Genomic DNA, 25,854 nt, shown 5'->3' with positions numbered 1-25,854 from the left:
CTTTTTCTCAACAATCTTTTCCCTCCCCATATTAACGGACTGATTCCGAAAAGGGACATCCCATTTTTCTCAATCCGTAACAACGTTTACATTAAATGTATTCTGTATGTAGCTCGATTATTTCTTATTGCGAACTGGATATACCATGGACAAGGCAGCATTCCAAGTATTTTATCTGGCCTGTGCGAATGAACGGTCCATACCTTGTGACCTTTAATATATTGGGGACATGGCGAATGATTCGTTCTCAAAATAAGGAAGGAGATAAAGGCATGAGCAGGCAAGTGATCATTAATGCGGATGATTTCGGACTGTCGCCCGGCGTTAGTCAGGGAATTATTCAAGCGTATCGCGCTGGTGGAATTACGAGCACTTCAATGATGGTAAATATGCCGGGCCTTGATCATGCATTGAGTTTAGCCCGGTCGCTGCCAGACCTCGGAGTCGGTTTGCATTTCAACCTGACATACGGGAGACCTGTGTCCGATCCGGCTCTTGTGCCTTCTTTGGTGAAGCCTGACGGTGCTTTTCATCAAGGCCAGTGCGGATTAATACGAGAATTCGCTGATATTGCTATAGAACTCGATGCTCAATGGAATGTTTTGGCTCAAGCGTTACTTCCTCCTACACATCTCGACTCCCATCAGCTGCTGCATCAAAACGATCCCATCATATTCAAAATCATGGCCGAGAAAGCTGTCCGGGAAAACATCCCGCTTCGGCGATCTCAGGTCCGGCATGCAAGCCCTGATCTGCCATCCCCTCGGATGACGGATACGATTCTGTTGGATACTTATGGAGATCATGAGGGTTTGCAACGATTACTTCAACATTTATCTACGCTCCCAGATGGCATTACGGAGATTGTATGTCATCCGGGATATGTCGATGATGCTCTGCGTGAAATTTCCAACTGGCTGGACATCCGCGAGCATGAGCTTGCCGTGTTTGTCAATCAGGATGTTCCCCGAACGATACAGGCGCTGGGCATTGTGCCAATAAACTACAGAGCCGTGCTGGATACCACGGAAGAATCATGCGAACTACCACAAATACAAATGACATCACCTCTCAAAACAGTAGAAAAAAGACGGCCTCGCCATCTGCGCCAACGCTTATTGAAGCGGCAGCGTTTGGCGAAGTTACATCGTTTGTCCAAAAAACGAAGAACGCTCCCTCGATCTTTTTCAACCCGCAAACGAGTGTAGTCCATTGCAGATTCGCACAAAGAATAGGACTATAACCAGTACATGTTCCTGTTGGTTATAGCCCTTTGTCCTTTTCTCTTAATCCAGTTCTAATTTAAATACGATGGGTGAGCTGCTTTGAACGTTTCTTGTCGTTATCGCCAAGGACTCTTCAGTTCTGCTCCATTCCGGTTCTTCGTCAAAGCCCAATATCTGAATGTCCCTGATCAGTCCATGGAAATGATGAGAGTTTTCCTTCAGCGAACGAATATGAACGATCCCATTCTCCGGGTAGGCCATAACCGTGGCATAGAGGCAGCTTTCTTTTACGGTGAAACGGATGTCCTCACTTGTAAAGATCTTGGTTTCGCCATCTGTAAACTGTCCTTCCTTCACCTCGGTCGGCCCTTCCCCATACGTCCGCCAGAACGTCGTGTCATAGATCGCCTCGCCATTCACTTCCAGCCATTGTCCTATAGCGAGCAAAATATCTCTGTCTTCATCTGGAATACTGCCATCTGCTTTTGGTCCAATATTCAGCAGCAGGCTGCCATTTTTGCTCACAATATCAACAAGGTCCCTGATGATCTCATCTGCTGTTTTATAGTTGTTGTTTTCTGTATAACACCAGGAATTTTTGGCGACAGCCGTATCCGTTTGCCAGAAATACGGTTTCAGATCGGCGAATTGTCCACGCTCCACATCCGGTACGGCACAACCGAGCATAAAGGCATCATGCTTATAGTTAATCGCTACCGGAATGCCCCACTCTTCACCTTTGTTATAATAGTAGGCGCTGAATTTTTTCAAGTAAGGTTTGAACGCTGCCGTCTGGATCCACCAGTCAAAATAAAAAACACCCGGCTGGTATTGATCCACCAGTTCACAACAACGAATCAGCCAATCTTCCAAATATTCATCCGTTGGAGGTGAGCCGTATAAGTCATGATGATCCGGTTCCGGCATGGCTGGCCAGTAGAAATCACCACGTCTGAGCGGCTCCTTGACATCTGAATCGAAGCTTTTTCCATGAGACATGAAAAACCAATGTTCCGCACGGTGTGACGAGACACAGAATGTAAGTCCCTGCTTCTCATACGCGTCCTTCATCTCACCCAGCAGATCACGTTTGGGTCCCATTTCAAGTGTGTTATAGTGGGAGATGGAGCTTTTGTACATTTGAAAACCATCATGGTGTTCGGCTACTGGCATCACATATCGGGCCCCCGCCTTTTTAAAAAGCACAGCCCATTCATCTGCGTTAAACTTCTCTGCACGGAACATCGGAATAAAATCTTTATAACCAAAATCCTTCGGATGACCATAAACGCTAAGGTGATGTTCATAAGCTTTGGAGCCCTCAATATACATATTTCGTGAATACCATTCACTATCATAAGCCGGAATAGAATACAGCCCCCAGTGAATGAAAATACCGAATTTGGCGTTCTGGTACCACTCGGGAACCTTGAATGCACTAAGGGAATTCCAATTGTCCTTATACTTTCCTTCGGCAATGGTCTCTTCGATCTGTTGCAAATATTCATTTTTATCCATGATCATTCTCATTCCTTCCGTTATCATATCCACTTGTATTGTAGTGGCACGACCAGCGGATAGACATGCAGAACGTTAACTTTAGGATGGACAATACTAACCTTTGTCGGGAGTTGAGGATAATGAATCATACGAAGTTGCTTACAAACCACTTATCCAATCTGCAGGTTGAATTGTTCATGGTCAACTTCAATCGCTGCGATACGGATTGGCGGGACCTCGATTACACACCCGATTACAGCAAATTTTATTTAATCTGCGAAGGCGAGGGCTGGCTCAAGATCGGTGATCAGGAGTATTACCCTGCACCGGGACAGCTTTTTTTAATGCCTGAGGGGGTTACACAATCTTACTCGGCCATCAATGATCGTCCTTTTCTCAAATACTGGTGTCATTTTAGTGCGAGAGTGGGAGGCATCAACCTATTTCAAATTCTTAATTTCCCCCACTTCTGTACATCGGATCGACCCGAACTGATACAGGAAATATTCAACAGCATTCTTGATTACGCACGATCAGGTGAAGTCTATGCCCATATGATGGCAAAAAGCAAGTTAATAGAGCTGTTGTCACATTACATTATGCATCTGGATCAGGAACAGATTAGTTATATCAATGTGCCTGTTATGGAGAAAATATCTGCCGTACTGGCCTATATCGATTCCAACATTGAAGAAAATATTACTGTACGGGATCTGGCTCAGGTTGCCTACATGCATCCCAATTATTTTATTCGTTTCTTTAAACAGCACATCGGCGTTCCACCCATCCACTACATTGCCAGCAAAAAAATGGATAAGGCAAAAGAACTTCTGACCTGTACGCCAAAAACAGTCACTGCTATTGCCGGACACCTTGGGTTTAGTGACTTATATTATTTCTCAAGGCAATTCAAAAAGCATACAGGTCTTAATCCAACGGAGTACCGCAAACAAATCACAGGAAGAACAGCGAAAGAGATAATAGGATCGCACACAGCCAAATGAAACGGAGCTCCACAAGGGAACTCCATCGTCATAACTTGCTGCGCTTGACCGCTCCTTGTTCAACCACTCTTTTGACCTCTCTCAGATAGGCGTACCCATAATCGTCATCCGGTTCAAGGTACGCCCCTTCCGCCCACTCATTCCATGCGTTGACGAACAGGAAACCACTCCTGTTCAATTCCTTTGCTCTCGTCATCTGTCGCGATAAATACATTCCGAATTTTTCAGGTGTTGATCCTACCGTACTCTGTCCATCAATCGATCGGCGCGGCGTATTGTCCCAATTTACAAATGCACCAGGATATACAACCTCGCCGTTTCGGTGAGGTGTTCTTTCGAGAATGGATGACCATACTTTATCGTAATTTACCACAATGTGCTTCTGCCCCTTAATGTCCAGTTCAATCCAGATTCCATTCATTTGACCATGCGCAAACGTATAGTGGGGCTCAAATTCCATGCTCGCATCAAAGACAGGAGAATTAAAGGTAGGAAAACCACCTATTGTCTGCACAAAATGGATACCCTCCAACCCGTGTTCTATCGCAAGCCTGCGCCAATAATGGATCATTTCCTGACATCGGGGTATGTTTGCAGGCCGATAGATCAAGAATAACGGTTTTCCCCCTACACAAATGTATCGTTTGTCCTTAAACGCTCTGACCAGATAATCGAAGTGTTCTTTCCAATCAGTCTCATCCCCGTAGTCTTGCGAAATAAGAATATCCTCTTCGCGTCCGTCCCATTTACGTGTCCAGGTTTCGTTGGCCCATGACAAACAAAAAGGGAAATCCGGTTCTCCACTGTCCAAAATCTCATCAAACGGTTTTTCAAGCAATCGTTTGCCCTTAAACCAGTAATGATAATAACAGAAGCCGTATATTCCATAGTTTTTGGCTGTTTCGGCCTGCCATTTGCGCACCTTGGGATCTGTTAAGTCATAGTAGTTTTGATACAATGGCTTCCTTGGCTGCAGATGGCCTGGATAAAGAGGGATTGTTTTTTTTACATTCGTCCATTCTGTAAATCCGTCTCCCCACCACTTGTCATTCTCCGCAATTCGATGAAATTGGGGCAAATGTAACGCAATAAGCTTCAAGCAGGACTCCTCCAATTAACAGACGTATTCATTGGAAAATAATATCCATAAGTTGCAAACTTTTATGAAGATAGGATTGATTGTATTTCATATAAGAAAGTGCCTGGGAAGCAGCCAATCTTCGTTGTTCCACATGGTCCCAATATTGTCCAAGCTTCTGTACAAGTTCTTCAAAAGTTGCATAGCGTTGGAAAGCATCCGTGTTCGCAGGAGCGTTAGATGAAGCCGAAATGAGTTGAAATGTACCACATGCCGCTACTTCCATGATACGTCTCGCGGATGAGTTGTCCTGAACAACAAGTTTGCTGCCGTTGTACAACTTTTCCCGAAGCTCATGAGGTTGCACGGGTACAAATGCACCGAAACCCTCCCATCCCTTTCCCTCAACACGCACTTTTTTATCTGATAACCACGCATGAGTGGCAAGAGCAAACAGGCAACTGCCAGGATGTGCATCCCCAATGATATAGACATCTGACTCGTATTCTCTTCCCACCACCTGCGGACAGAACACTGTGGGATTCGGTGGGAAAGGAAGTTCATGACATGAGACATTTCCCATAGATGGAGTGTGAGCGGAATTCTGTGTGAAAACATAATCAAAAAAATGGATTATCGATTCCATCTGTTTTAGATCCGACTGATCTGTCAACCAAATTGCCTTTTTGGCAGAGGAAGCGCTCATTGCTTCCAAATTCTGATTCGACAGAACATCTTCTCCATGCAGAACTAGAATCAAATCCAATTGCTGTCCTGAAGTGTGATCTGCCACTGGCTGGATCGTTTTGATCTCATTGACATATTGAACCAGATGCCTCAAGCTCTGTTCAATCAAAACAGAATTCGCAGAGCTATCTCTTTCCATAACAGGAGTTATGAGGAGAACATTCAGCTGTTTATATTGAACACGGGGAAAATCTGATACTATTCTGCTGTCTTTACTTTCCACGATCTGTTCCTTGCCGTCTTGAATTATTTTCATAAGATGCTGCTGCAAATCCGATTGCTGTACAACCAGATGATGCTGGATTGATTTGAGTTTACGGTTCAATGTTGCGTTTATTTTTCTAAGATACACCTGATTGGGATGCTGGACAGTGCGCCGATTCTTTTGGGACTTAGTTGGCGTACTCCTCCTTTTTTTGATGATCATACCCTCCAATCACGATACGGATTGACTCTCTTTGCCTACAATATGCATCTGTCTTTGGCTAGGTTTCTATCGACTGATTTTTAGGTGTTTAACTACTCAAAGATGGGCTTCACCCGTGTCTTTAAATGTGCCACAACCCCGTGTCCATACGGTTCTTGTCCTCATAAAATATATTAAACCAGATAGGAGTTGATATGATTGCCAACATTCGATAGCATTCTTGTCACAGGAAACCAGACCATTAATCAGGATTTGCAGGTAAACGGTAATGAAACGATTGGATTGGACCTGCAAGTGAACGGAGACCAGACGGTTGCTGGCAGCTTGCAGATTAACGATAGCTCCTCCATTACCAATAACCTAGGTGTCGGTGGGGTTATCGAGGCGGGCGACAGTGTAAAAGCAACGACGCAGTTAATGGCCATGAATCAGCCGACTCATCCAGTTGCCTTGCCACTCGTCCAGCAATTGTTATATTATAATCCCGGTGTTCTGAATCAACCGGGGCTAGTGTTAACAGGCACCAACGGAAATAAGTATGTTTTATTTATTGATGAGAGTGGAGGAACACCAAATCTAGCAATCCAAAGAGTATAGATCACTGGATGCAATATTAAAAGGCGATACTCTGAGTTAATTCTCTGAGTATCGCCTTTTCTTTCATTACAACATTATTAATCTTGGTTAATCAATATGGACAAAGCACTTTTGGATTCGAGTTGGAAACTTAACAGTTCTTCTTCTCTTAGCTGAACCTGCACATTTCCTGTTTCTTCCCCGTCATTGAAAAGCACGAGAGCAATCGAACCATCCGTATTTTTGAAGGCTACGGAACGAATGGCTGCCTCATTGGAGGACGAATCGATACGTACCGCTTTGGGACGAATCAATGCACTGAAATGAGCAAGAGCATAATAGTCCAGTGTATAAGTAAGTTCTTTCGTCTGTTGGTTAACCTTTACAATGCCGCGGCACGTACTTTTCCCGAAGCCAGGAACGGTAGGACCGTTGTTCTCATCCAGTGCCATATTCCAGAGCACAAAAGATTTGCTGTAATTGCGAAGAATCTCAATCCCTGTTCTGATGACATTGGAGAAAGCCTGTTCGAATGGAGGGATCCATTCTCCTCCTGATCCTTCGGTGAAATGTACCTCTTTATCGGCAAAGGCTTCATATACCTTTGTTTGTGCCGAGGCATCGCCCCCATACCAATGCCAAGCGACTCCATCTACCTCTTCTGCCGCCTCATTAAGCACTGTCAGCGGATAATCCGGACGATCCCAGTTGTGATCATAACAAAGGATTTTGGACTGAATGTCATTTCTGACGAAAGCCGGCTTGAGATGATTTTTGATAAAGTTCGCTTGCGCTTCAGCTGGCATCAACATGCCGGGATAATGACCTGGTTCATAAAGCGCCTCATTCTGTGGTGTTACTGCATGGATAGGCAATCCATGGGATGCGTAGGCTTGAATATATTTCACAAAATATTCCGCATATGCCGGATACCACTCATTTTTCAATTGTCCTGTAATCATGGAGCCACTTGTTTTCATCCAGCCGGGCGCGCTCCAAGGAGAAGCGAACAGCTTCAATTGAGGATTCAGCTCCAAAGCCTTCTGAGTCAAAGGAATAACATCTGCTTCATCGTGTGCAATGCTGAACCCGGAACATTCCGGGTCCGTTTGATTTTCTGGCAGATCATTATAGCTGTATACCGTTCTGGCATAGTCTGAAGCTCCCATCGGATTGCGAATGACCGACAATCCGATGCCTTCCTCGGGATGGAACAACCGGGTCATGACTTCAGCTCTCTGCTCTTCGCTTAGTATCTGGTTGATTAGATAGGCAGAAGAATCGGTAAAAGAAGCTCCAAAACCATCCATTTCCTGATACGTCTGCTGATCATCCAGAAGAACAGTCGTTGTCTCCTTGCCGGAGTCCTGAGATTTCAATTGATCCTGGGACACGGATACAAACAATGCATCTTCTCCCGTGGATTTGTACATTTTGAATTTCGTCATATGTTTTCCCTCCACATTCCTCTTATTGGATACCCAATTTCTCTTTGTTTTGTTTCATTTTCTCACTACGTACCTTCAGGATGTCATCCCAACGGTTTTCACCTAAAAATGACTTGTAAGCTGCGAGCGCATTGTCAAAAGAGGCATCATCTTTGGCACGTACCATGCTTACCAGTGTTGAATTCCACTTGGCGTTGATTGCTGACAACGCACGTGCTTCAGGTGTTCCTTGATCCGGACTAATATTCTCCAGAATGAAGTGTGGTTTCAGTTTTCCTTTGCCCCACTCTTGCATTTGTTTAATCGCTTCCGGGAAAGCATCCGCACTCAGTGCTTTGTGACGGTCATGGCCAAAGAACATGAATTCACCCAACCGGTATTCCTTCTTGAATTTGTCCGCATTGTGCAGTTGCAGGTCTTTCACAGCCGGCAGCAGCTCAACCGTACCATCTGCATTCTTTTTATACGTCTCGCCTTCAATACCATAGTTCATCAGAAGCTGACCTTCTTCACTCAGCAGGTACGTAAAGATTTGAATCGCTTTGGCTGGATCTTTGGCATCCTTGGAGATGAAGTTGATCATCCAGCCTGTAATACCGGATTGATTGAGTGTTGCTGCATTCCCTTTGGTACTTTGCGGTCCATCAACGGCAACATACTCTTTGCCTTCATTGGCACTCAGATAAATTTGCAGATTTCCTCCCTGTTGTGGAGTACCATCTAACAGCATCGTCGCATATTTTCCGGATTTCACTTTTTCCTCAAAGGCCGTACCATCATCAGCAAAGCTGTCATCACTGATATTTCCGTCTCTGTATACTTTATTTAGAGTCTTCAGCCATGTAAGATAATCTTCATCCTGATTGCGATCATAGAATTCTCCATTTTCAGTTTCAAGCGGTACGCCGATGAAGTCTTGCAGCGTATCTCCGAGTGAACCAGTTCCTTCCCCAATCGAGTTAAAACCAAATGGAATCAGCGTTGGGAACTTTTCCTTGATCTGTTTCATCACATTTTCAAATTCCTCTGGCGTTCCCATAACTGGACTCCCCAAAGCTTCATACACATCTTTACGGATGATAAATGCCGTTTTGGCAGGTATGTTGCCGCTATCATAATCGGCTTGCGTATTGGAGTAGTTTGGATAGCCGTACGTCTTGCCATCAGCTAGCTGGAACCAGTTCAGGGTATCGGCAGCCGCAACTTTATTGAAATATGGATCATATTTCTCTGCAAGATCGTTCAGCGGCATAGCCCAAGTTGCGGCTTTTTGCACCACAGGAGAGTTGGAATCAAACACGGTCAGCAGGTCAGGCATATCTCCACCGGCAAAGAAAGTATTTAACTTCGTGTCGTCACCTGTAATGAATTTGATATTGATGTTCAGATCTTCCTTAATCTTCTTGGTTACAATGTCTTTGCCGAAATCCGTGTTCCACCAGTCGGCATTAACATACCAAGTTAGATCTGTTGCTTCTTCCTTTTTATCCAGCTGCCAAGCTGGTTTTTCCGGATCGACTGTATAGCGATCTTCAATGGAAACCCAGTTCCCTTCGCTCGAACCCCCTGATCCACCACTGCAGCCTGTAATCATGATCACCGCTGTCAGCAATGCCGCGCACAGTTTAACTCCTTTTTTGCCAGCTGCCTTATTCATCTTGAACATATTGTTTCCTCCTTATGGTTAGGTAAGAAATATTGAATAGCACGAACTTTCGAACAAGCTTAGATTCCTCTTACTCTTACTCCTTGACTGCACCAAGCATCATACCCGAGATAAAGTATCTTTGAAGTATGGGATAGATTAGTACGATAGGTAATGTGGTAATAACAATCGTGGCAAGTTGAACGCCTTTGGTCGTTGTTTCGATAACAGCTGACCCACCGATATTTTGCATCGATTGCGTTTGGGACTGAACGATAATCTCGTATAACATCATTTGCAATGGATATAGAGACTGATCGGTAATGTACAACTTGGTTGTCATAAAGTCATTCCATTGCCCTACCCCATTGAACAGTGCGATGGTTGCCATCGCAGGCATGGACAGCGGGATGAAAATTTTCAGGAAAATATGCCAGTCTCCTGCGCCATCAATTTTGGCCGACTCCTCCAGGGAATCCGGTACATTCCGGAAGAAATTCATCAGAATGACAACATCATAGAAGCTGAACAATGCCGGAATAATGTACACCCAGAAGCTGTTGAGCAGGCCAAGTGATTTGATCAACAGGTACGTTGGGATCATCCCGCCAGAGAAGAACATCGTGATAACCCCCATGGCTACGTAAAGCTTACGGCCACGTATGTACTTTTTGCTCAGACCATAACCGACCATGGCACAGAAGAACACGTGTGTAACAACTCCGATTGTTGTTTTGGATACGGAGATGAAGAACGCTTGCCAGATGCTTGAATCGTTGAATACAGCTCTATAATTCTCCAGCGAGAACTCCGGTGACCAGAAGATGAACCCGCCTTCCGCCAAAGCCTTGCCTGAGCTAAAAGAAGAGATAATGACATTCCAGAGCGGAACCACAATAATGACAGTACAAATAACGAGCAAAATAATATTTAAGGTATCAAAGATCCGACTATCGAGATCTTCTTTAGCCACCTTTCCATTCACACGGGATGCCTCCTTCTACAGCACAGATTGATTATCGTTTAATTTGCTTGTAATTTTGTTCGCGGTGACCAACAGAATAACGGACACGATCGAGACGCCCAGACCAACCGCGGTAGCATACGAAAAGTCACCCTGTGACATCCCCATACGATATACATACGAATTGATAACTTCTGCCTTATCACGGTTTTGCGAGTTCATCAGCACCAACGTCTGGTCCAGATTGGAACCAAGTAAACCGCTTACAGTTAGAATCAGATTAAGGCTAATGATCGATTTCATGTTGGGTAATGTGATATTCCAAATTTGTCTGAGACGGCTTGCCCCATCAATTTTGGCAGCCTCGTAATACGTAGGATCAATCTTCGACATAATCGCCAAATACAGAATCGTTCCCCAGCCGGCCTCTTTCCAAATATCGGATAAGACTGCAATCCACCAATACTTGCCTGCATCCAGCAAAATGTTTTGTGGTTGTGAGATCAGTCCAAGACTGAGTAACAATTGATTAAACAATCCCGTTGTTGAGAACCAAGTGATAAGCATACCGCCCAATACGATCCAGGATAGAAAGTGAGGCAGGTATGAAATCGTTTGCACAAACTTCTTGAAACGTCCGCTGTTTAATTCATAGATCATGATCGCCAGGATAATGGGAATAACGAATCCGATACCCAATTTCAAAAAGCTGATTCCCAGCGTGTTCACTACGGCATCCCAGAAGTATTTGTCTGACATAATGATTCTGAAATTTTCCAAACCAACCCATGGCGCGCTAGACAGCGTGTCAATGACGGTGTAATTTTTGAATGCAATCGTCAATCCGTATATTGGAATGTAACAAAAAATAATCATAAAAATGATGCCGGGTATTATCATCGATTGAATTTCCCATTGTCTACGATAATCGATGACGAACTCTTTTACTCTTTGTCCGATTGGCTTCCTTCCCCCCGGTCTTATAGGCTTTTTACCGGTTGACGACGTCTCTACGGCTAATTTACTCACGCTCTTTTGCTCCCCTCCAACTTAAGCATTCCTTCATAAAAACGTTTTTATTTTCCGACAAAAAAACCCCCTAATCTCAAATCTATAATTAAAAAAGACCGGAAATGATTGAATCCGCTATGTTAAAAAATCACTCCGGTCGATCTTCACATGACTTGAGCCCCGTATGATTAGTTCACCCGCCAGCTTTTGCGAAACCCCATGTTCCTTCTTCTTAATCATGCGAACCAGGTGATTGACCGCCAGGATGCCTTGCCTTGCAATCTGGTTTCTTACGGTACTCAATGGTGGGGAAAAATATTGGGCAATATCAATATCATCGAAGCCTACTACACTTATATCCTGAGGAACCTCGAATCCATGAGACTTCAGGGCATGAATGCAGCCGATTGCGCTCACATCGTTTCCTGCAAGAAAAGCATCAGGCAGCTTGGCAGGATGAAGATGAAGAAAAGATTTTACAGCACTATAGGTGCCCTCTTCCTCAAAATATCCCTGTAAGATGTAATCATCATCCAGTGGAAGCTGGTACTCACGCAAAGCGGCCAGATATCCATCTCTACGCTGATTACTGTCAAACATGGTGTCCACGCCGGATATGTAGGCGATTTTCTTATGCCCCAGTCCAATTAAATACTTGGTCGCTTCGTAACCCGCCACATAGGAGTCAAAAATGACGCTTCCCATCGTATCACTCTGATAGACCCGATCCAGAAATACAGCCTTGATCTTGTCTTTCTCCATAGCGACAATATCCTGCTCATCAATCCGAAGCTCTTCATAGATGATGACGCCATCCACACGCCGTCCCAGAATATTACTCATAATGACCTGCTTATCCTTGGTCACAAATACGTTCAGACCGTAACCTAAACGATCACATTCGCGAGACATGGACTCAACCAGCTTATAGAAATACGGACCCGATACACTTGTAGTGAAAAAGCCCAGCATTTTGGTTTGCCCGGATTTCAGCAGCTTGCCATTCAGATTGGGAACGTAGTTTAAACGCTCTGCCACTTTCAGAACATGCGATTTAGTTTCCGGATTTAAGACATCCACGCCGTTCAAGGCGTTCGAAACCGTAGAAATGGAAACACCGGCTTCCCTTGCAACATCTTTAATTGTAATCTTTCCCATAATTTTTGTTCCTTTGCTATAAAAACGTTTTTATATATTTTAAATTAGCATAAAACCGTTTTCAATACAACACTTTTTCTTTTAATTATTTTCCACATTTTTTTTTTGCTTTGGCGATAGCTTGATCACTTAGCACCGACGTTAGAGATAGATATGTAAAAAAGCAGCTCCTATGTGAGCTGCCGATAATTATGCTTCCTATTCCTCAAGACGGGTGTACATATGATAAATCTGCTGCACCTGCTCTTCCAATCGATCGAAGCGAACAAAGCGATCAGCTCGAATAAATTCCTTCTGCTCCACCAACATAATCATCGTGGGAACTGAGAAAATAAGAAATCTGGACGCCACCTCTTCCACTTGGCTCGCGTTGATGTGAACAAGGTGCACCAGTGGATAGGGTTTGAGCAAATTCCTAATTTTAGGGAGTAAGGCATGACATACACTGCACTCTGGCCGTGATACGTACAAAAAGACCAATTCATTTTGTTGAATCATCTCTTCGATCAATTCTATCGATGTTATGTCATTAAGCTCTTCCATAAGGATCACCCCTTTCAGTCAGTTGAAGCAAGAGTTAAACTATATTTTATCACGAATGACTTACTGTACAAATTTTGCGTTCGCCTAAACATTTCCTTTTCAAACACAGCCTACCTGCATTAAAATATAGTTGGAAGATCATCCCATATGAAAAGAGGTTATTGTATGAAAAAATCCTTTCTTTTACTGTTTACTGCCCTGATTGCTGTTATCTCCTTCTCCGCGTATGCACCTGCAACTGATGCCTCTGGTGATATTGGAGTAAGCCTGCTATCAGATCGTCAAACAGGCACCGTAAAATAAGCGCTTCACACTCTTTCCAAGAAAAGAACCTGCACAGAAACGAGCAGGCGACCAGTTCGGATAACATCCGGAGTTGGTCGCCTGCTGTCATTGTCATTGTTTTTTCTGCAATCCTTACTTCCAGTCTCTCTTGCGAAGATAGGACTCGAATACAAATGTTCCGAAAGGCAATAAGCCTGCTACCAATCCCATGAACCAGCGTGAAGCTTTCCACTTCTTCACAACTGCTAAATGAACAAGTGCAATCAGATATAGCGGAAAAAGAATACCGTGAATCATTCCCATAATGGTTACTGGGGAAGACATATCGGCAAAATATTTTAGCGGCATGGCTATAAAAATCAATAGCAATAATGATACACCTTCCCATATGCCTGCAATTCTGAATCGACCCGTGACTGTCTTCATCCTGTTCAATCTCACCTTTCCAGCGGCTAGTTTGTGAAATATGTAACTTGTTACAAGATGTTTCAACTTGAAGCCACATAATTTGTAATAATGCAGCTTCTCTTGAAACGTCTTGTTCAGTATACCGCATGGTTCTGGTCCGGAAATGCTTCAATTTTGAATAATTAATGACTGAACTATCCGTGAATGATATGTTGAGTCTTAAATTCGAAAATGGCATCAACAGCATAATGATATCCACCTGATTTTCGAAAGGATTCCCTCAAATTCGCAGCAGTTTTCTCAAAAGAAGGAACGCTCAACACATGATCCACAGCTTCACGCAGCTGACTGGCAGTCAAGGTTTGCATTTGTAAACGGAGGCCTGCTCCCCTAGTAACAACCTGCTCTGCAATGATTGGCTGATCCGCGCTCTGAGGGAGTATAATGAGGGGCACCCCGTAATATAAACTTTCATTGGTACTGTTCATCCCACCGTGTGTGATAAATAATTTAGCGGACTGCAATACATCCATTTGCGGAACATAACGTTTAACGATGAAATTTTCCGGAATTGCTCCCAGATCAGCAAGCTGTGTTCTATCCCCTACAGACATGACAATGGTATGATCGGTATTCCCCAATGCCTTCAAGCAAAGCCTATAGAAATCAAGAGCTTGGTTAAAAATTGTACCCAGTGAAATGTAAATAAGTCTTTTCCCTTTAATAGCTGTCAGGTCGAAGTCATCATCCGTTAATCGCGAAAATATGGACGGTCCTACAAATTGATACGTGTGGTCGAATTCTTCTCCATTGGGCTGGAATTCCCTTGTCGTATATACAATGGTAAGCGGCGCAGGATTGCAAAACACCTCGTAGGGCGAAGCAATCTCCACATCATATTTTTCCTGTAACCTGATTGTCAGGCTATGGAATGAATCCTTTATAGGTTGGACGATTTCTGCAGGAACATTTAAGAAAAAGTGTTGCATCAAATGATCGAAAGATTCTTCGGTCTGCGCAAAAGAAGTGCATGAATTAATTGCAGGCAGCTTCAGAATTTGCGCAAGCAAATGTCCGCAGCCAAACATGGAATCATGGATGATGTAATCAAAATGTTCACCCTCGATCTGTTCGAGCACACTTGGAATGATGATATCTGCCGTAAGCAAAAGACCGTTGACTCGCTCGAGCAAATAAGTTCTGCCACCTGAGACAAAAGCTTTAATGAATTTTTGACCGTCAAAGGTTCGGACTATAGCACCCGTCTTCTCCATTCGTTCCCGATACGCTTCTATAGTGAAGTATACAACCTCTTCCCCGCGTGTAATAAGCTCTTGTACCACGCCAATCGTTGGATTGACATGTCCCTCTGATCCACCATTAATAAATAAAACACGGGCCACAGCTACCCCTCCTTTATTATGCTTCCAGCCTCTATATGTTGTAAAAATTTTATAGGCAAAGATGTACGTTTCCCTACAAAAAAATTCAGGTAGTTGCACGTTCGATCAGTTGGAATTCCAATTGCTGAGGCTCTAGCTCCTGCTTGCCAAGAACGGCCCATAATCGATGAAATGCCTGAGTAGCCTGTTCTGCAATTGGATTATGTATGGTCGTTATTCCAAGCACACGGGACAGCTCTATATCATCGAAACCAACAATAGCAAGTTGTTCGGGAACTTGTATATTCTGTTTGCGTGCTTCGGACCAGATCCCGATTGCTGCATAATCATTTGAACATAACACCGCTTGAGGAAGTTCAGGCCCATTTGCCATTCTTCGCATCGCCTCTTCCCCGTCAGATGAACTGAACACGGAATACTGATAAGCTTCACGCAATATAGGCAGCCCCTTATCTGCCATAAATGATTCATAGGCTTCACGCCGACTCTGGGTATTCAGACTTTCTGCTCTGCCAAAGGCATTAGCAATGCGGGTATAGCCCTTGGACACCAGATGTTCAAGAGCCAGCTTATAGCCTTGCGCCTGGTCCATAGCCACTGACGGAATTTCGTCATCTCCCATCCGCTGCCAGGATACAATCGGACCATACTCGCAGTAGGCTTTCAGTTTGTCTGGATGATTGACACAGGTCATAATCACCAGTCCATCCACCCGTTTACTCCGCAGATCCTCGAACGCCTGCAATTCAATCTCTTTATCTCCACGCGAAGTATAGATCAGGGTCTGAAATCCATAATCCATCGCTGTATCAATGAATTGATTCATGAATGTAAGGATAATTTCGTTGGTTGCGGATGTGACAATTCCAATCTGCTTGGTCTGTCCGGTGGATAACGAAACGGCATTTCGGTTCGGAATATAGTTTAGCTGTTTCATGATTTGCGTTATTTTTTGCCGGGCCTCGTCACTTACATGCGGTGAATGATTAATTACTCTGGACACCGTGGCCTTCGAGTAGCCGGATAGCTTCATAATTTCATCGAATTTGGACACATGAAGTCTCCTCCCTTGCTGATTTTCTATGATGATTTACAGTTTGCCTCAAAATAAATAAAAAGTAAAACTTGACGTGTAACCCGTTCCAACGATTAAGCTTTTTTTATGCAGTGCTGCTGTATGTAACATCCACAACGAATTCATAACGATTGGAGCGATACACATGACTCATTCTCAACATCCATCATTTCATTTCCCCGAAAACTTTCTGTGGGGTGGTGCGATTGCCGCCAACCAGGCTGAAGGTGCATATAATTTAGGTGGAAAAGGTTTATCCACTCAGGATGTGGCTCCCAGAGGTATCATGGGTCCCATTACTGAAGAACCGACTGAAGATAATATGAAACTGATTGGGATTGACCTCTATCACCGCTATAAAGAAGACGTAAAACTGTTCGCTGAGATGGGATTCAAGGTATTCCGCACTTCCATCGCCTGGTCTCGTATTTTCCCTAAGGGCGATGAGCTGGAACCCAATGAAGAAGGCCTTCAATTCTATGATGATCTCTTTGACGAGTGTCTTAAATACGGAATCGAACCACTGGTTACCCTTTCCCACTACGAGACACCTCTTCATCTCTCCAAGGAATATGATGGCTGGGTTAATCGGAAGATGGTCGGCTTCTACGAGCGTTATGTGACAGCCGTATTCAAACGTTATCAAAATAAAGTGAAATACTGGCTCACATTCAACGAAATCAATTCAATTCTGGAAGCACCATTCATGAGTGGTGGGATCTACACACCAAAAGAGAAATTGAGTAAACAGGATCTTTATCAGGCGATACACCATGAGTTTGTAGCCAGCGCTTCTGCTGTAAAACTCTGTCATGAGATCATTCCAACTGCACAGATTGGTTGTATGATGCTCAGTATGCCGACCTATCCGTTAACACCGAATCCCGATGACATGATTAAAGTGATGGAATTCGAACACAGTAATTATTTCTTCGGAGATGTGCATGTAAGAGGCCGTTATCCTGGATACATGAAACGTTACTTCCGTGAAAATGGAATCCAGATTCAAATGGAAGATGGTGACGAAGACTTGCTGCTCCATACCGTCGACTTCATTTCCTTCAGCTACTACATGAGTATCTGCCAAACGGCTGATCCGGAAAAACAAGTTGCAGGTGAAGGTAATCTGCTTGGCGGTATACCTAACCCTTACTTGCCTGCAAGTGAATGGGGATGGCAGATCGATCCGCAAGGACTGCGTTATGTTTTGAACATGTTCTATGACCGTTATCAGAAACCACTCTTTATTGTGGAAAATGGGTTGGGCGCTGTGGACGAGCTTATTACCGGACCTGATGGTGAAAAGACAGTTGAAGATGACTATCGCATTCAGTACTTGAATGATCATCTTGTTCAGGTCGGGGAAGCCATTGAAGACGGTGTTGAAGTTATGGGATATACGTCCTGGGGATGTATTGATGTGGTCAGTGCTTCGTCAGCACAATTGAAAAAGCGTTATGGTTATATCTATGTTGATCGCCATGACGATGGTTCAGGAACACTTGAACGGTATCGTAAAAAGTCGTTCCACTGGTACAAAGATGTCATCGGCAGTAACGGCATGAGCCTAAAACGTTAAGTAGTTGTTACATCCGTAGCAGGTACATTCCTGCTCTCCCCCAGCAGAAAACAAGGACATGCATTGATATACGATCTGATGATGTATTGTTTGCTGCTGGAGGATTTTTTACTAATATAGTGAGTCCCGACTTCAGTTGAATTGAACCAGATCCGGTTCCAACGATTTCAATGTCAGCCATCGCATCCCTGCTTCAAAGTCTTCCCGGAAAGAATCGATCAGAATGACATCAGGATAAGATGGCATGGACAGATCCGCTTGATACATTTGCCATGCTTGAACCAAAGCATCTTCTTCAACGATCTTCTGATAAATCACAACCTGGTCTGGAGCAAGAATCGCATTTACCGTTTGAATCATTTTGCATACCGTTGCAATAAATGCTTCCTTTTCCACTGAATTATACCAATCAATTCCCATAGGAAGGTATTTGACCTCCCCGGCCATGCCAAGTTTTCCTCTGATCACTTTACCGTTCAGATAAATGCCCATGCCTGGAGGATATTTGGTTGGAAAATAAATTCCGATGACACATTGATCCTCGTCTAACTCTTTTTTGGCGCAATATCCGCTAATTGCAGCGTTCACATCATTTTCCACCAGAACTGGTACTCCGAACTGTGCTTCAAGATCTTCAATCATGCGGATACCTTCTAACTGCCGATGACTGCTCACCGTAATTTCTCCATTCACGGTTTGCCCCGGAATACCGATACCGATCACTTTAATGGAAGTATGCTGAGACAGTACATTTCCAATGATTTCATAGAAATATTTCTGGTCAAAGGTGGGCATTGTATATTCTTCTCTAAACACCATGTTATCCTCTAGATTAATGACAGTGGCTGTAATCAGATCTTGCCCCTGCTTTTCGTTGATATACATGACCAAAGCCAAGCTAAAATCGTAATTATATCGGTAAGTTAATGCAGGTCTCCCTCCGTTGGAAGGTACTGTCTCGTCCTCAAACAGTTCACCCAGTTCACACAACTCTTTTACCAGTGAATTGACGGTTACTACACTGAGCTTGGTCAAGGAGGCCAGTTGTGGCTTGGTTGCTGTTTCCATCCGTTTCATGACCTGGCGTACATGGTTTATATTAATTTCTTTCATCAAATACGCATTCGCTATTTTCATAAGCACCCCTGCTCCATAGTTTCTTCTCCAATGTAGTAACTATACAATATCTCCAAAGGGTTTAAAAACACCCGATGAAAAACATCGGGCATTCTGAGGGTTTCTATACACTTGAATTAGCTTCTTCTATACTTCGTTTTGTCTGCTTCTGTTATTTTGCGAATAACTCTGCATGGATTACCCGCAGCAATTACATCCGAAGGAATGTCCCTGGTAACTACACTTCCTGCTCCGATAATTGTGTTATCTCCAATGGTCACACCTGCAAGCACAGTCACGCCGCCACCAATCCATACATTATTGCCCACTGTGATCGGACCTACAATTTCGAGACCCTCGTTACGTTGCTCCACATCATAAGGATGACCAGCAGTATAGAATCCACAATTCGGTGCAACAAAAACGTTGTCACCAAAACTAATTTTTGCCCCGTCCAGCATAACGATATTATGATTGCTATAGAAGTTCTCACCAATTTCAATGTTATAGCCGTAGTCACATACAAAAGGCTGCTCGATCAGGAAACGATCCGTTGTTTTTCCAAGCAACTTTTTGAGCAGCGCCTCTCTCTCAGAGATCTTGCCTGGATGAAGCTGATTATACTCGTAGCAAAGCCCCTTTGCGTACAGCCGCTCATCAATTAATTCTTTGTCGTAATTCGCATTATACAGTAGTCCCAGTTGTGATTTCTCTTTTTCTGTCATGAATTCTTATGCCTCCAACTCTTCTGTCCAAATTGAATAGATTAAAGCTCTATCTCTCTAATGATTCTAGCAGGATTTCCACCAACAATCATATTGTCCGGAACATCTTTTGTGACTACAGCGCCGGAAGCAATAACGACATTGTCCCCAATGGTGACCCCTGGATTAATGACTGCCCTGCCTCCGATCCAAACATTATTCCCGATTGTCACTGGTTTCCCATACTCGGCACCTGTTATCCGTTCGAATGGATTCAAGGGATGCGTAGCGGTATATATGTGAACGTCAGGTCCCATTAAACAGTTATCCCCGATGCGCACTTCACATACATCAAGTATCGTACAGTTAAAGTTGGTATAGAAATGCTCTCCAACATGAATGTTGTAAACATAGTCAAAATGAATATTCGGTTCCATGCTCAGGTGTTCACCCGTTGAACCTAGCAGCTCTTTCAATACCTTTGTACGGAGCTCACCATCTGTTTCTGTCGTCTGGTTGTACATGCGTGTCATTCTTCTTGCATATTCCCTGTCTTGAGACAATTGGGGATCGGAAGCCAAGTATAGCTCACCATCGATCATTTTTTGTTTTTCCGATTTTGTTGTGATATTGCTCATGATTGTTTCCCCTCTACGTCTAATATTGATATTTGAACTTATAAATTAAGATACTTTATAAAGCTATTATAATTATATGGGATAACTTAAATAAATCAAGTTCCTTTGCAAATTGAATATAGAGATATTATGCCTAATGTTATTAAAAAAACCTCTGTGATCCAATAATTTTTGGATCACAGAGGTTTGTTGAAGTAAAACAATATCGAGCAGTTTACATAGACAACTTTTAAATGAATGCATTAACCAACTGCCTGAACCGTTTGCTCTTTGCGATTAATTGCGTAAACTGCCGACACCAGACCCATCAGGATCAGAACCGATCCCACCCATCCTGTATACATAATGGACGAATGATCGATAACTACGCCGCCAATATAGGTTCCGAGAGCAATACCTGCATGTGCAATTCCTGAATTGGTGCTAATTAACGTTTCAGCCGTTGCCGGAGAGGTTTTGATAATCAGACTATTTTGTACCGGGGTAACAGTCCAGCTTAATGCACTCCAGATACTTAGCAGAATCAAGAAAGCAATCAAAGGCAAGCCGGTACTAAACGGAATTACCGCCATACTTATAATAAAGGGTATCAGCACGATGATAATGGCTTGGGCTGGGTGTAAGCGATCTGATAATATGCCGCCGATCCCGCCGCCTGCTACAGCAGCAATACCAAACATCATATAGATAAAGGTGACCATTGTTGAGCTGGCTCCCAGCGCTTCCTGGAGAAATGGTGTGAAATAGGCATATAACGTCAAATGTCCTGCGAGCACAAGCAATGTTGTAACATGGATTGCCAGCATTTTCGGGTTCCATAGAGCAGTAAGCTGCTTCTTCAGGGGCACTGCCGGAATCGGCTGCACACGATCCATGGCAATGCCAATGGCAACCATGACCACTGCAGTCAGAATTGCGATTAACATAAACACTTCACGCCATCCGGCCAGGTTACCCACAAAGATTCCGATAGGTACACCCAGGATCAGTGAAGCACTTCCTCCCATCGTGATAATTCCCACAGCACGCCCTTTATACTGGGGCTCTACAATACGGGCTGCCAGCGTCAGAGACAGGACAAAAATCAGAGATCCCGTCGCGGCCCCCAGTGCTCTGCCTGCCAGGAGCATATAGAAATTGGCACTGAACGCAGAGATCAGATTGCTGATTAGAAAAACGAATAAAGTGCACATATATACTTTTTTACGTTCGAATCTGGCCGTCATATTCAACAAAATAGGCGCAGATAGCGCATAGACAAGTGAGAAGATGGAAATTAAATATCCGGCTTTTGCCAAAGTCAGGTGAAGATCTGTCGCGATCAAGTCCAGAATGCCGCCTAAAATGAGTTCAACGGTACCAACCACAAATGCTGCGATTGCCAGGACATATACTTTTTTATTCATTTTTGAATCCCCCTCGAAAGTTACAACTACGATAGTAACTTAATCAAGAGAAGATTTCAATACAAAAAAGCTATTCTCAACAGAAAGAATAGCTTTGGAATCATCATATTAATAAATTAATCGTGCCAGCAGACGTGCAATTTCTTCATCTTGAAGCAGCTGGTCACCATATTTTTTGGTGATTTGAGTAAGAGCGACGTCATGATAGAAATAATCCGTCATTGCTTTAACAATTGGTTTGGACGTTGTCTTGATAGCCTTCCAGGAATCATGTTCGATTCCTGCAAACAAAAGATAACCATGGTCAACAATGATTAGCTGCGAGGGCTCAAGATTACTATCCTCAAGCATAGGTATTAACGAATATTTATGGGCTAGAGAAGTTTGCATTCCTCCTACAGCCAGGACCTCTACATGTACACCTTCAGCTTCTTTTTGCTCCAGAAGCTCCCTGTACTTTTCCATTTGCTCGTTCCAGGCCAGAAAAAGGATAGATGAATCCGCTTCCTCAATAAGCTGTTCAATATTTGATGCAATGGATGATGCATCCTTCAATGTCCAGATATGTTCATCTGTGAATGTACGTTTGATTTTATATGTCTTTAATTCCTCAATATCCTTCTCAAAGTCAGCCCTTATTTTGAGGATAATGGACTGAAGATCAACTGCCATATACAATTTTTTCTTTCCATGCATGGTTGTTAGGACGGTACCCTTATCAATAAGCCGATTAAGCACTTCATATATCTTGGCCTTGGGTACATTGGAGTAATTAACAATGGATGTGGCATCGAGCGGTGCATCCTGTGCAAATATGGCCTCATATACCTGACTTTCATATTGTGTAAAACCGAATTTCTGCAACATGGTTCGATTCGGGCTCCTTTTTCTTTTGTATCGTTCTATACAGTTTAGACGCCTGAACTTCCCATGTCCAGTTTATCCCACCGTCGTTTCTTTCTAATCGTAATGATATTACGGTCAGAGTGGAGCATCCAAATATAATGACCTCCCAATGGTTATATTAAGATTCAGGCTGCACATTTTGATTTTTTGAAGGAGGTTTGCTTAAACATGGAGAGCACCCATGATTTTGTAAAAAAAGTGAATGAGAACGCCGAAAAGGCACGGCATAACAAAAACAATGGTAAAGGTACACCAACGGATAAACTGCCGGCGAAACAGCATAGCACCAATAAGTAAGGGCAATAATCAATTGAAGCAAATTAGGGAAATAGCGCTCTTATTTTTTCAGGCACAAGAAAAAAAGAAAAAGGATCTCTAGTGAGGTCCTTTTCTTTTTATTTGAGATCCGCTTGTTTGAAGGCACCCTGCCTGCTACGTTCGATTCCAGAAGCGTTGTTGGGTCATTGCTTGAATGAATTGATCTGCAAAAGCCGCAGGTTGCTGCTCAACAATGACACCAGGTTTGCCGATAATGCCGACTGGCTGAATCAGTACTGCCCCCACCGGTGTAGCTCCTATCGGTTTAAAATGATTGTATGTTTCAATGGCATAGGACCGGGTGTATTTTTGAAAATAATCATCTTCCTTCTGTCCTCCAACAATGAATAACCCATCATATACCAAAGGTGACCCGGTCAAAAAACTGTCGTCCACCTTCAACCCCACACCACCCGTTCCATGGACCACACCTTGTCTTTCATGAACAATGACTGGACGTAGTCCCGCGCTCTTAAGCTCATCCAAAATGTATTGTGTGCTCGGACCATCGAATCCTTCACCGACAATCACCCCGACGCGTAGCGTTTTGGGAGAAAACACGGTATTGGACATACTTAACGCAGGGGAGATTTTTGTCACTGTGGATTCAAGCACGTTCGGTACAGCGACTCCAAGTTCGCGGGCCAGAATGTTCGCCAGCTCTGAGCTGATATTTCCTAACATATCAACGACCTGTTGACGAATCGAAACATCCTTTACCTTTCCGAGCTCAAACGTGAGTGCCTGAATGATATGACTCCTTTCCACGTCTGTCATGCTGTTCCTGAATAAACGTGCTTGCGAGAAATGATCCAGGAAGCTGGGTGCTGTTTTCCGTTCCTTAAGACCTTGCACGGTGGAAGGATAGGTTACAAAGCCTCCTTTGGCACCGGGAACAGTATAAGGAGAATTGTTGGCAAGAGAGTTTTCGTGGTAGGCGACTCTTCCCCGATCAATGGTGTAACGGGAAGCTCCGTCTCTCTGGTTGTTATGTACAGGGCACACGGGACGATTAATCGGCAATTCCTGATAATTCGTGCCCACCCTTGCCAATTGTGTATCCGTATACGAGAATAGCCGGCCTTGAAGCAGTGGATCATTACTGAAATCAATACCACGTACAATGTTGCCAGGATGGAAAGCCGACTGTTCCGTTTCCGCAAATACATTCTCGACATTTTGGTTAATCGTCATTTTGCCAATGATTCGTACCGGAATGTCTTCTTCTGGCCATAATTTCGTTGCATCCAAAATATCAAAATCAAACTTGAACTCATCCGCTTCCTCCAGCACCTGTATTCCAAGTTCGAACTCAGCAAAGTTACCTGCATTGATATTCTCCCACAGGTCCCTGCGATGAAAGTCGGGGTCCGCTCCGCCCAGCTTCTGCGCCTCATCCCACACAAAAGAATGCATACCAAGTACCGGCCGCCAATGAAATTTCACGAATCTGGATTTACCTTCTTTGTTCACCAGCCTGAAGGTATGTACTCCAAATCCCTGCATCATTCGAAAGCTTCGCGGTATTGTGCGATCCGACATAATCCACATGACCATCGCTGCCGACTCCTGATTATTTGCAATAAAATCCCAGAAAGTATCGTGCGCAGTGGAGCCTTGTGGAATTTCATTATTAGGTTCCGGCTTCAAGGCATGAATCAGATCAGGAAACTTGATCCCATCCTGAATGAAGAAGATCGGAATATTGTTCCCGACCAGATCAAAATTGCCTTCATCGGTATAAAACTTTACTGAAAACCCACGCACATCCCGATTCGTTTCGTTCACTCCTTTGGAGCCTGCTACCTCGGAAAAACGAACAAATAGCGGTGTTTTCACACCGGGATCCTGAAGAAAATGAGCCATTGTTAACTCTTCAAGTGACTCATATAACTCAAATTCACCGTAGGCTCCATATCCCCGTGCATGCACAACTCTCTCCGGAATGCGTTCCCGATCAAAGTGAGACAGTTTCTCACGCATCAGAAAATCTTCAAGCAGCGTGGGCCCGCGATCCCCAGCTTTTAGCGAGTTGCTGTCATCCGATATTTTAATCCCTTCGTTGGAGGACATTTCTTTGCCGTTATTATCCCGAAGAAAGGCATTTCGCTGCTCTATCTTTTTGTTCTCATCCATGGGTTCCTTGCTCATTCCAATCACCTCCAGCATTATATGTATGGGACTGGAAGAACACTTATGATTGCCCGGTATACCATACTTTGATGCAAATCCCGTGTGTGACTACAAATACGAATTGCATGAGCTTTGCCATGAGGCATCTCTGGTGATTGTCCATTTATTAAATATCGCGTCTTCTGTCTAGCACCTTCTGAATCTGCTTTTCATTTACTATAAAGAATCTAATAGAAAAGAGATGATGAGGATGGCTAGTGTAAAAGCTGTTCCACAACCGGATTTGGTACTGATCTATTGGTCCAGAAATCCGCTCGTTCCCGGTTCTGCACGCCGAATCAGAAGTGTACGTGTGATTGGGAACACGTCCCCTTGTACCTTCACACTGGTGCGTGGTGCATTGCTGATTAATGCCTTAAACTGTTTGCTGGACAATGATATTGGTTTTAAAGTGGTCTACAGCAAAAAAACATCGAGCATCAGTGGTGTTTTATTGTTGAAACGCAGATCATAAGCGAACAAACAGGTGCCCTCCTTCAATAAGGAAGCGCACCTG

At 43.7% G+C, this 25,854-nt stretch carries 25 protein-coding genes; 7 read left to right on the top strand and 18 right to left on the bottom strand.

Annotation, left to right across the window (positions count from 1 at the left end):
* The first annotated feature begins 272 nt into the window (after positions 1-272).
* Positions 273-1,208 carry a carbohydrate deacetylase gene (locus RS891_RS14050; RefSeq protein WP_181586492.1) on the top strand — a complete coding sequence of 312 codons (936 nt, stop codon included), beginning with the start codon at positions 273-275 and terminating at the stop codon, positions 1,206-1,208.
* 78 nt (positions 1,209-1,286) lie between these two features.
* Here the strand turns inward: RS891_RS14050 and RS891_RS14045 are convergent, their stop codons facing one another.
* Positions 1,287-2,744, bottom strand: a complete 1,458-nt coding sequence (locus tag RS891_RS14045) for an alpha-L-fucosidase (RefSeq protein ID WP_315795633.1) — start codon at positions 2,742-2,744, stop codon at positions 1,287-1,289.
* A 122-nt stretch (positions 2,745-2,866) separates the two neighbouring features.
* Here RS891_RS14045 and RS891_RS14040 point away from each other — a divergent pair, with 122 nt between their 5' ends.
* Complete coding sequence (locus tag RS891_RS14040) at positions 2,867-3,730, top strand: AraC family transcriptional regulator (protein ID WP_315795631.1); 864 nt, start codon at positions 2,867-2,869, stop codon at positions 3,728-3,730.
* A 28-nt stretch (positions 3,731-3,758) separates the two neighbouring features.
* Here the strand turns inward: RS891_RS14040 and RS891_RS14035 are convergent, their stop codons facing one another.
* Together RS891_RS14035 and RS891_RS14030 are read right to left on the bottom strand one after the other, a co-directional pair.
* Positions 3,759-4,829 carry a glycosyltransferase WbsX family protein gene (locus RS891_RS14035; protein ID WP_315795629.1) on the bottom strand — a complete coding sequence of 357 codons (1,071 nt, stop codon included), beginning with the start codon at positions 4,827-4,829 and terminating at the stop codon, positions 3,759-3,761.
* A gap of 28 nt (positions 4,830-4,857) precedes the next feature.
* Positions 4,858-5,982: a glycosyltransferase gene (locus tag RS891_RS14030; protein ID WP_315795627.1), complete on the bottom strand. Its 1,125-nt coding sequence runs from the start codon at positions 5,980-5,982 to the stop codon at positions 4,858-4,860.
* A 198-nt stretch (positions 5,983-6,180) separates the two neighbouring features.
* On the opposite strand from RS891_RS14030, the gene RS891_RS14025 reads away from it, so the two are divergent.
* Positions 6,181-6,579, top strand: coding sequence for a hypothetical protein (locus RS891_RS14025; protein WP_113052224.1), 399 nt, complete (start codon positions 6,181-6,183; stop codon positions 6,577-6,579).
* Between the two features lie 77 nt (positions 6,580-6,656).
* On the opposite strand, the gene RS891_RS14020 is transcribed toward RS891_RS14025, so the two are convergent.
* The 6 genes from RS891_RS14020 to RS891_RS13995 all read right to left on the bottom strand — a co-directional run bounded on the left by RS891_RS14020 (position 6,657) and on the right by RS891_RS13995 (position 13,327).
* Entirely contained in the window at positions 6,657-8,006 is a 1,350-nt protein-coding gene (locus RS891_RS14020) for a glycoside hydrolase family 30 protein (protein WP_315795624.1), read from the bottom strand.
* Between the two features lie 22 nt (positions 8,007-8,028).
* On the bottom strand, positions 8,029-9,672 hold the full coding sequence (locus tag RS891_RS14015; RefSeq protein WP_113052226.1) for a type 2 periplasmic-binding domain-containing protein: 1,644 nt from the start codon (positions 9,670-9,672) through the stop codon (positions 8,029-8,031).
* A gap of 76 nt (positions 9,673-9,748) precedes the next feature.
* On the bottom strand, positions 9,749-10,636 hold the full coding sequence (locus RS891_RS14010; RefSeq protein ID WP_113052227.1) for a carbohydrate ABC transporter permease: 888 nt from the start codon (positions 10,634-10,636) through the stop codon (positions 9,749-9,751).
* Between the two features lie 15 nt (positions 10,637-10,651).
* Positions 10,652-11,644, bottom strand: coding sequence for an ABC transporter permease (locus tag RS891_RS14005; protein WP_220095234.1), 993 nt, complete (start codon positions 11,642-11,644; stop codon positions 10,652-10,654).
* A gap of 117 nt (positions 11,645-11,761) precedes the next feature.
* A complete protein-coding gene (locus RS891_RS14000) occupies positions 11,762-12,784 on the bottom strand; it encodes a LacI family DNA-binding transcriptional regulator (RefSeq protein WP_113052228.1) in 1,023 nt (340 codons plus the stop codon).
* A 198-nt stretch (positions 12,785-12,982) separates the two neighbouring features.
* Positions 12,983-13,327 carry a thioredoxin family protein gene (locus RS891_RS13995; RefSeq protein WP_315795621.1) on the bottom strand — a complete coding sequence of 115 codons (345 nt, stop codon included), beginning with the start codon at positions 13,325-13,327 and terminating at the stop codon, positions 12,983-12,985.
* A gap of 165 nt (positions 13,328-13,492) precedes the next feature.
* Here RS891_RS13995 and RS891_RS13990 point away from each other — a divergent pair, with 165 nt between their 5' ends.
* Positions 13,493-13,630, top strand: coding sequence for a hypothetical protein (locus tag RS891_RS13990; protein WP_181586494.1), 138 nt, complete (start codon positions 13,493-13,495; stop codon positions 13,628-13,630).
* Positions 13,631-13,744: 114 nt separating this feature from the next.
* On the opposite strand, the gene RS891_RS13985 is transcribed toward RS891_RS13990, so the two are convergent.
* The 3 genes from RS891_RS13985 to RS891_RS13975 all read right to left on the bottom strand — a co-directional run bounded on the left by RS891_RS13985 (position 13,745) and on the right by RS891_RS13975 (position 16,477).
* Positions 13,745-14,038 carry a DUF3817 domain-containing protein gene (locus tag RS891_RS13985; protein WP_113052230.1) on the bottom strand — a complete coding sequence of 98 codons (294 nt, stop codon included), beginning with the start codon at positions 14,036-14,038 and terminating at the stop codon, positions 13,745-13,747.
* Positions 14,039-14,214: 176 nt separating this feature from the next.
* Positions 14,215-15,423 carry a macrolide family glycosyltransferase gene (locus RS891_RS13980; protein WP_113052231.1) on the bottom strand — a complete coding sequence of 403 codons (1,209 nt, stop codon included), beginning with the start codon at positions 15,421-15,423 and terminating at the stop codon, positions 14,215-14,217.
* An 85-nt stretch (positions 15,424-15,508) separates the two neighbouring features.
* Positions 15,509-16,477, bottom strand: coding sequence for a LacI family DNA-binding transcriptional regulator (locus RS891_RS13975; RefSeq protein WP_113052232.1), 969 nt, complete (start codon positions 16,475-16,477; stop codon positions 15,509-15,511).
* Between the two features lie 166 nt (positions 16,478-16,643).
* Here RS891_RS13975 and RS891_RS13970 point away from each other — a divergent pair, with 166 nt between their 5' ends.
* Positions 16,644-18,077, top strand: a complete 1,434-nt coding sequence (locus RS891_RS13970; RefSeq protein ID WP_315795618.1) for a glycoside hydrolase family 1 protein — start codon at positions 16,644-16,646, stop codon at positions 18,075-18,077.
* A 132-nt stretch (positions 18,078-18,209) separates the two neighbouring features.
* Here RS891_RS13970 and RS891_RS13965 read toward each other — a convergent pair whose 3' ends face one another.
* The 5 genes from RS891_RS13965 to RS891_RS13945 all read right to left on the bottom strand — a co-directional run bounded on the left by RS891_RS13965 (position 18,210) and on the right by RS891_RS13945 (position 22,808).
* Positions 18,210-19,214 carry an ROK family protein gene (locus RS891_RS13965; RefSeq protein ID WP_315795616.1) on the bottom strand — a complete coding sequence of 335 codons (1,005 nt, stop codon included), beginning with the start codon at positions 19,212-19,214 and terminating at the stop codon, positions 18,210-18,212.
* Positions 19,215-19,330: 116 nt separating this feature from the next.
* Positions 19,331-19,918 (bottom strand): sugar O-acetyltransferase, encoded by a 588-nt coding sequence (locus RS891_RS13960; RefSeq protein ID WP_076288349.1) that lies wholly within the window; start codon positions 19,916-19,918, stop codon positions 19,331-19,333.
* Between the two features lie 41 nt (positions 19,919-19,959).
* Complete coding sequence (locus RS891_RS13955) at positions 19,960-20,535, bottom strand: sugar O-acetyltransferase (RefSeq protein WP_315795613.1); 576 nt, start codon at positions 20,533-20,535, stop codon at positions 19,960-19,962.
* 242 nt (positions 20,536-20,777) lie between these two features.
* A complete protein-coding gene (locus RS891_RS13950) occupies positions 20,778-21,941 on the bottom strand; it encodes an MFS transporter (protein ID WP_315795610.1) in 1,164 nt (387 codons plus the stop codon).
* A 108-nt stretch (positions 21,942-22,049) separates the two neighbouring features.
* On the bottom strand, positions 22,050-22,808 hold the full coding sequence (locus RS891_RS13945) for a TrmB family transcriptional regulator (protein WP_113052237.1): 759 nt from the start codon (positions 22,806-22,808) through the stop codon (positions 22,050-22,052).
* A 207-nt stretch (positions 22,809-23,015) separates the two neighbouring features.
* On the opposite strand from RS891_RS13945, the gene RS891_RS13940 reads away from it, so the two are divergent.
* Complete coding sequence (locus RS891_RS13940; protein ID WP_036664828.1) at positions 23,016-23,144, top strand: DUF4023 family protein; 129 nt, start codon at positions 23,016-23,018, stop codon at positions 23,142-23,144.
* A gap of 135 nt (positions 23,145-23,279) precedes the next feature.
* Here RS891_RS13940 and RS891_RS13935 read toward each other — a convergent pair whose 3' ends face one another.
* Positions 23,280-25,316: a catalase gene (locus RS891_RS13935; protein WP_397386915.1), complete on the bottom strand. Its 2,037-nt coding sequence runs from the start codon at positions 25,314-25,316 to the stop codon at positions 23,280-23,282.
* Between the two features lie 232 nt (positions 25,317-25,548).
* On the opposite strand from RS891_RS13935, the gene RS891_RS13930 reads away from it, so the two are divergent.
* Positions 25,549-25,812 (top strand): hypothetical protein, encoded by a 264-nt coding sequence (locus tag RS891_RS13930; RefSeq protein WP_063563578.1) that lies wholly within the window; start codon positions 25,549-25,551, stop codon positions 25,810-25,812.
* Positions 25,813-25,854: the final 42 nt, after the last annotated feature.

This window comes from Paenibacillus sp. BIC5C1 (genome assembly GCF_032399705.1).
In the GTDB taxonomy this organism is placed as follows: Bacteria; Bacillota; Bacilli; order Paenibacillales; family Paenibacillaceae; genus Paenibacillus; species Paenibacillus taichungensis_A.
Note: the sequence above shows the minus strand (reverse complement) of the source record. Positions and strands in the feature narration are given on the sequence as shown.

Bases quoted from the DNA above. Each gene is read 5' to 3' on its own strand.
- RS891_RS13995 (WP_315795621.1), bottom strand. From the start codon at position 13,327: ATGGAAGAGCTTAATGACATAACATCGATAGAATTGATCGAAGAGATG.
- RS891_RS13960 (WP_076288349.1), bottom strand. From the start codon at position 19,918: ATGACAGAAAAAGAGAAATCACAACTGGGACTACTGTATAATGCGAAT.
- RS891_RS13955 (WP_315795613.1), bottom strand. From the start codon at position 20,535: ATGAGCAATATCACAACAAAATCGGAAAAACAAAAAATGATCGATGGT.
- RS891_RS14045 (WP_315795633.1), bottom strand. From the start codon at position 2,744: ATGGATAAAAATGAATATTTGCAACAGATCGAAGAGACCATTGCCGAA.
- RS891_RS14015 (WP_113052226.1), bottom strand. From the start codon at position 9,672: ATGTTCAAGATGAATAAGGCAGCTGGCAAAAAAGGAGTTAAACTGTGC.
- RS891_RS14000 (WP_113052228.1), bottom strand. From the start codon at position 12,784: ATGGGAAAGATTACAATTAAAGATGTTGCAAGGGAAGCCGGTGTTTCC.
- RS891_RS13970 (WP_315795618.1), top strand. From the start codon at position 16,644: ATGACTCATTCTCAACATCCATCATTTCATTTCCCCGAAAACTTTCTG.
- RS891_RS13965 (WP_315795616.1), bottom strand. From the start codon at position 19,214: ATGAAAATAGCGAATGCGTATTTGATGAAAGAAATTAATATAAACCAT.
- RS891_RS14030 (WP_315795627.1), bottom strand. From the start codon at position 5,982: ATGATCATCAAAAAAAGGAGGAGTACGCCAACTAAGTCCCAAAAGAAT.
- RS891_RS14020 (WP_315795624.1), bottom strand. From the start codon at position 8,006: ATGACGAAATTCAAAATGTACAAATCCACGGGAGAAGATGCATTGTTT.
- RS891_RS13985 (WP_113052230.1), bottom strand. From the start codon at position 14,038: ATGAAGACAGTCACGGGTCGATTCAGAATTGCAGGCATATGGGAAGGT.
- RS891_RS13940 (WP_036664828.1), top strand. From the start codon at position 23,016: ATGGAGAGCACCCATGATTTTGTAAAAAAAGTGAATGAGAACGCCGAA.
- RS891_RS14050 (WP_181586492.1), top strand. From the start codon at position 273: ATGAGCAGGCAAGTGATCATTAATGCGGATGATTTCGGACTGTCGCCC.
- RS891_RS14040 (WP_315795631.1), top strand. From the start codon at position 2,867: ATGAATCATACGAAGTTGCTTACAAACCACTTATCCAATCTGCAGGTT.
- RS891_RS13930 (WP_063563578.1), top strand. From the start codon at position 25,549: ATGGCTAGTGTAAAAGCTGTTCCACAACCGGATTTGGTACTGATCTAT.
- RS891_RS13945 (WP_113052237.1), bottom strand. From the start codon at position 22,808: ATGTTGCAGAAATTCGGTTTTACACAATATGAAAGTCAGGTATATGAG.
- RS891_RS13990 (WP_181586494.1), top strand. From the start codon at position 13,493: ATGAAAAAATCCTTTCTTTTACTGTTTACTGCCCTGATTGCTGTTATC.
- RS891_RS13950 (WP_315795610.1), bottom strand. From the start codon at position 21,941: ATGAATAAAAAAGTATATGTCCTGGCAATCGCAGCATTTGTGGTTGGT.
- RS891_RS13935 (WP_397386915.1), bottom strand. From the start codon at position 25,316: ATGAGCAAGGAACCCATGGATGAGAACAAAAAGATAGAGCAGCGAAAT.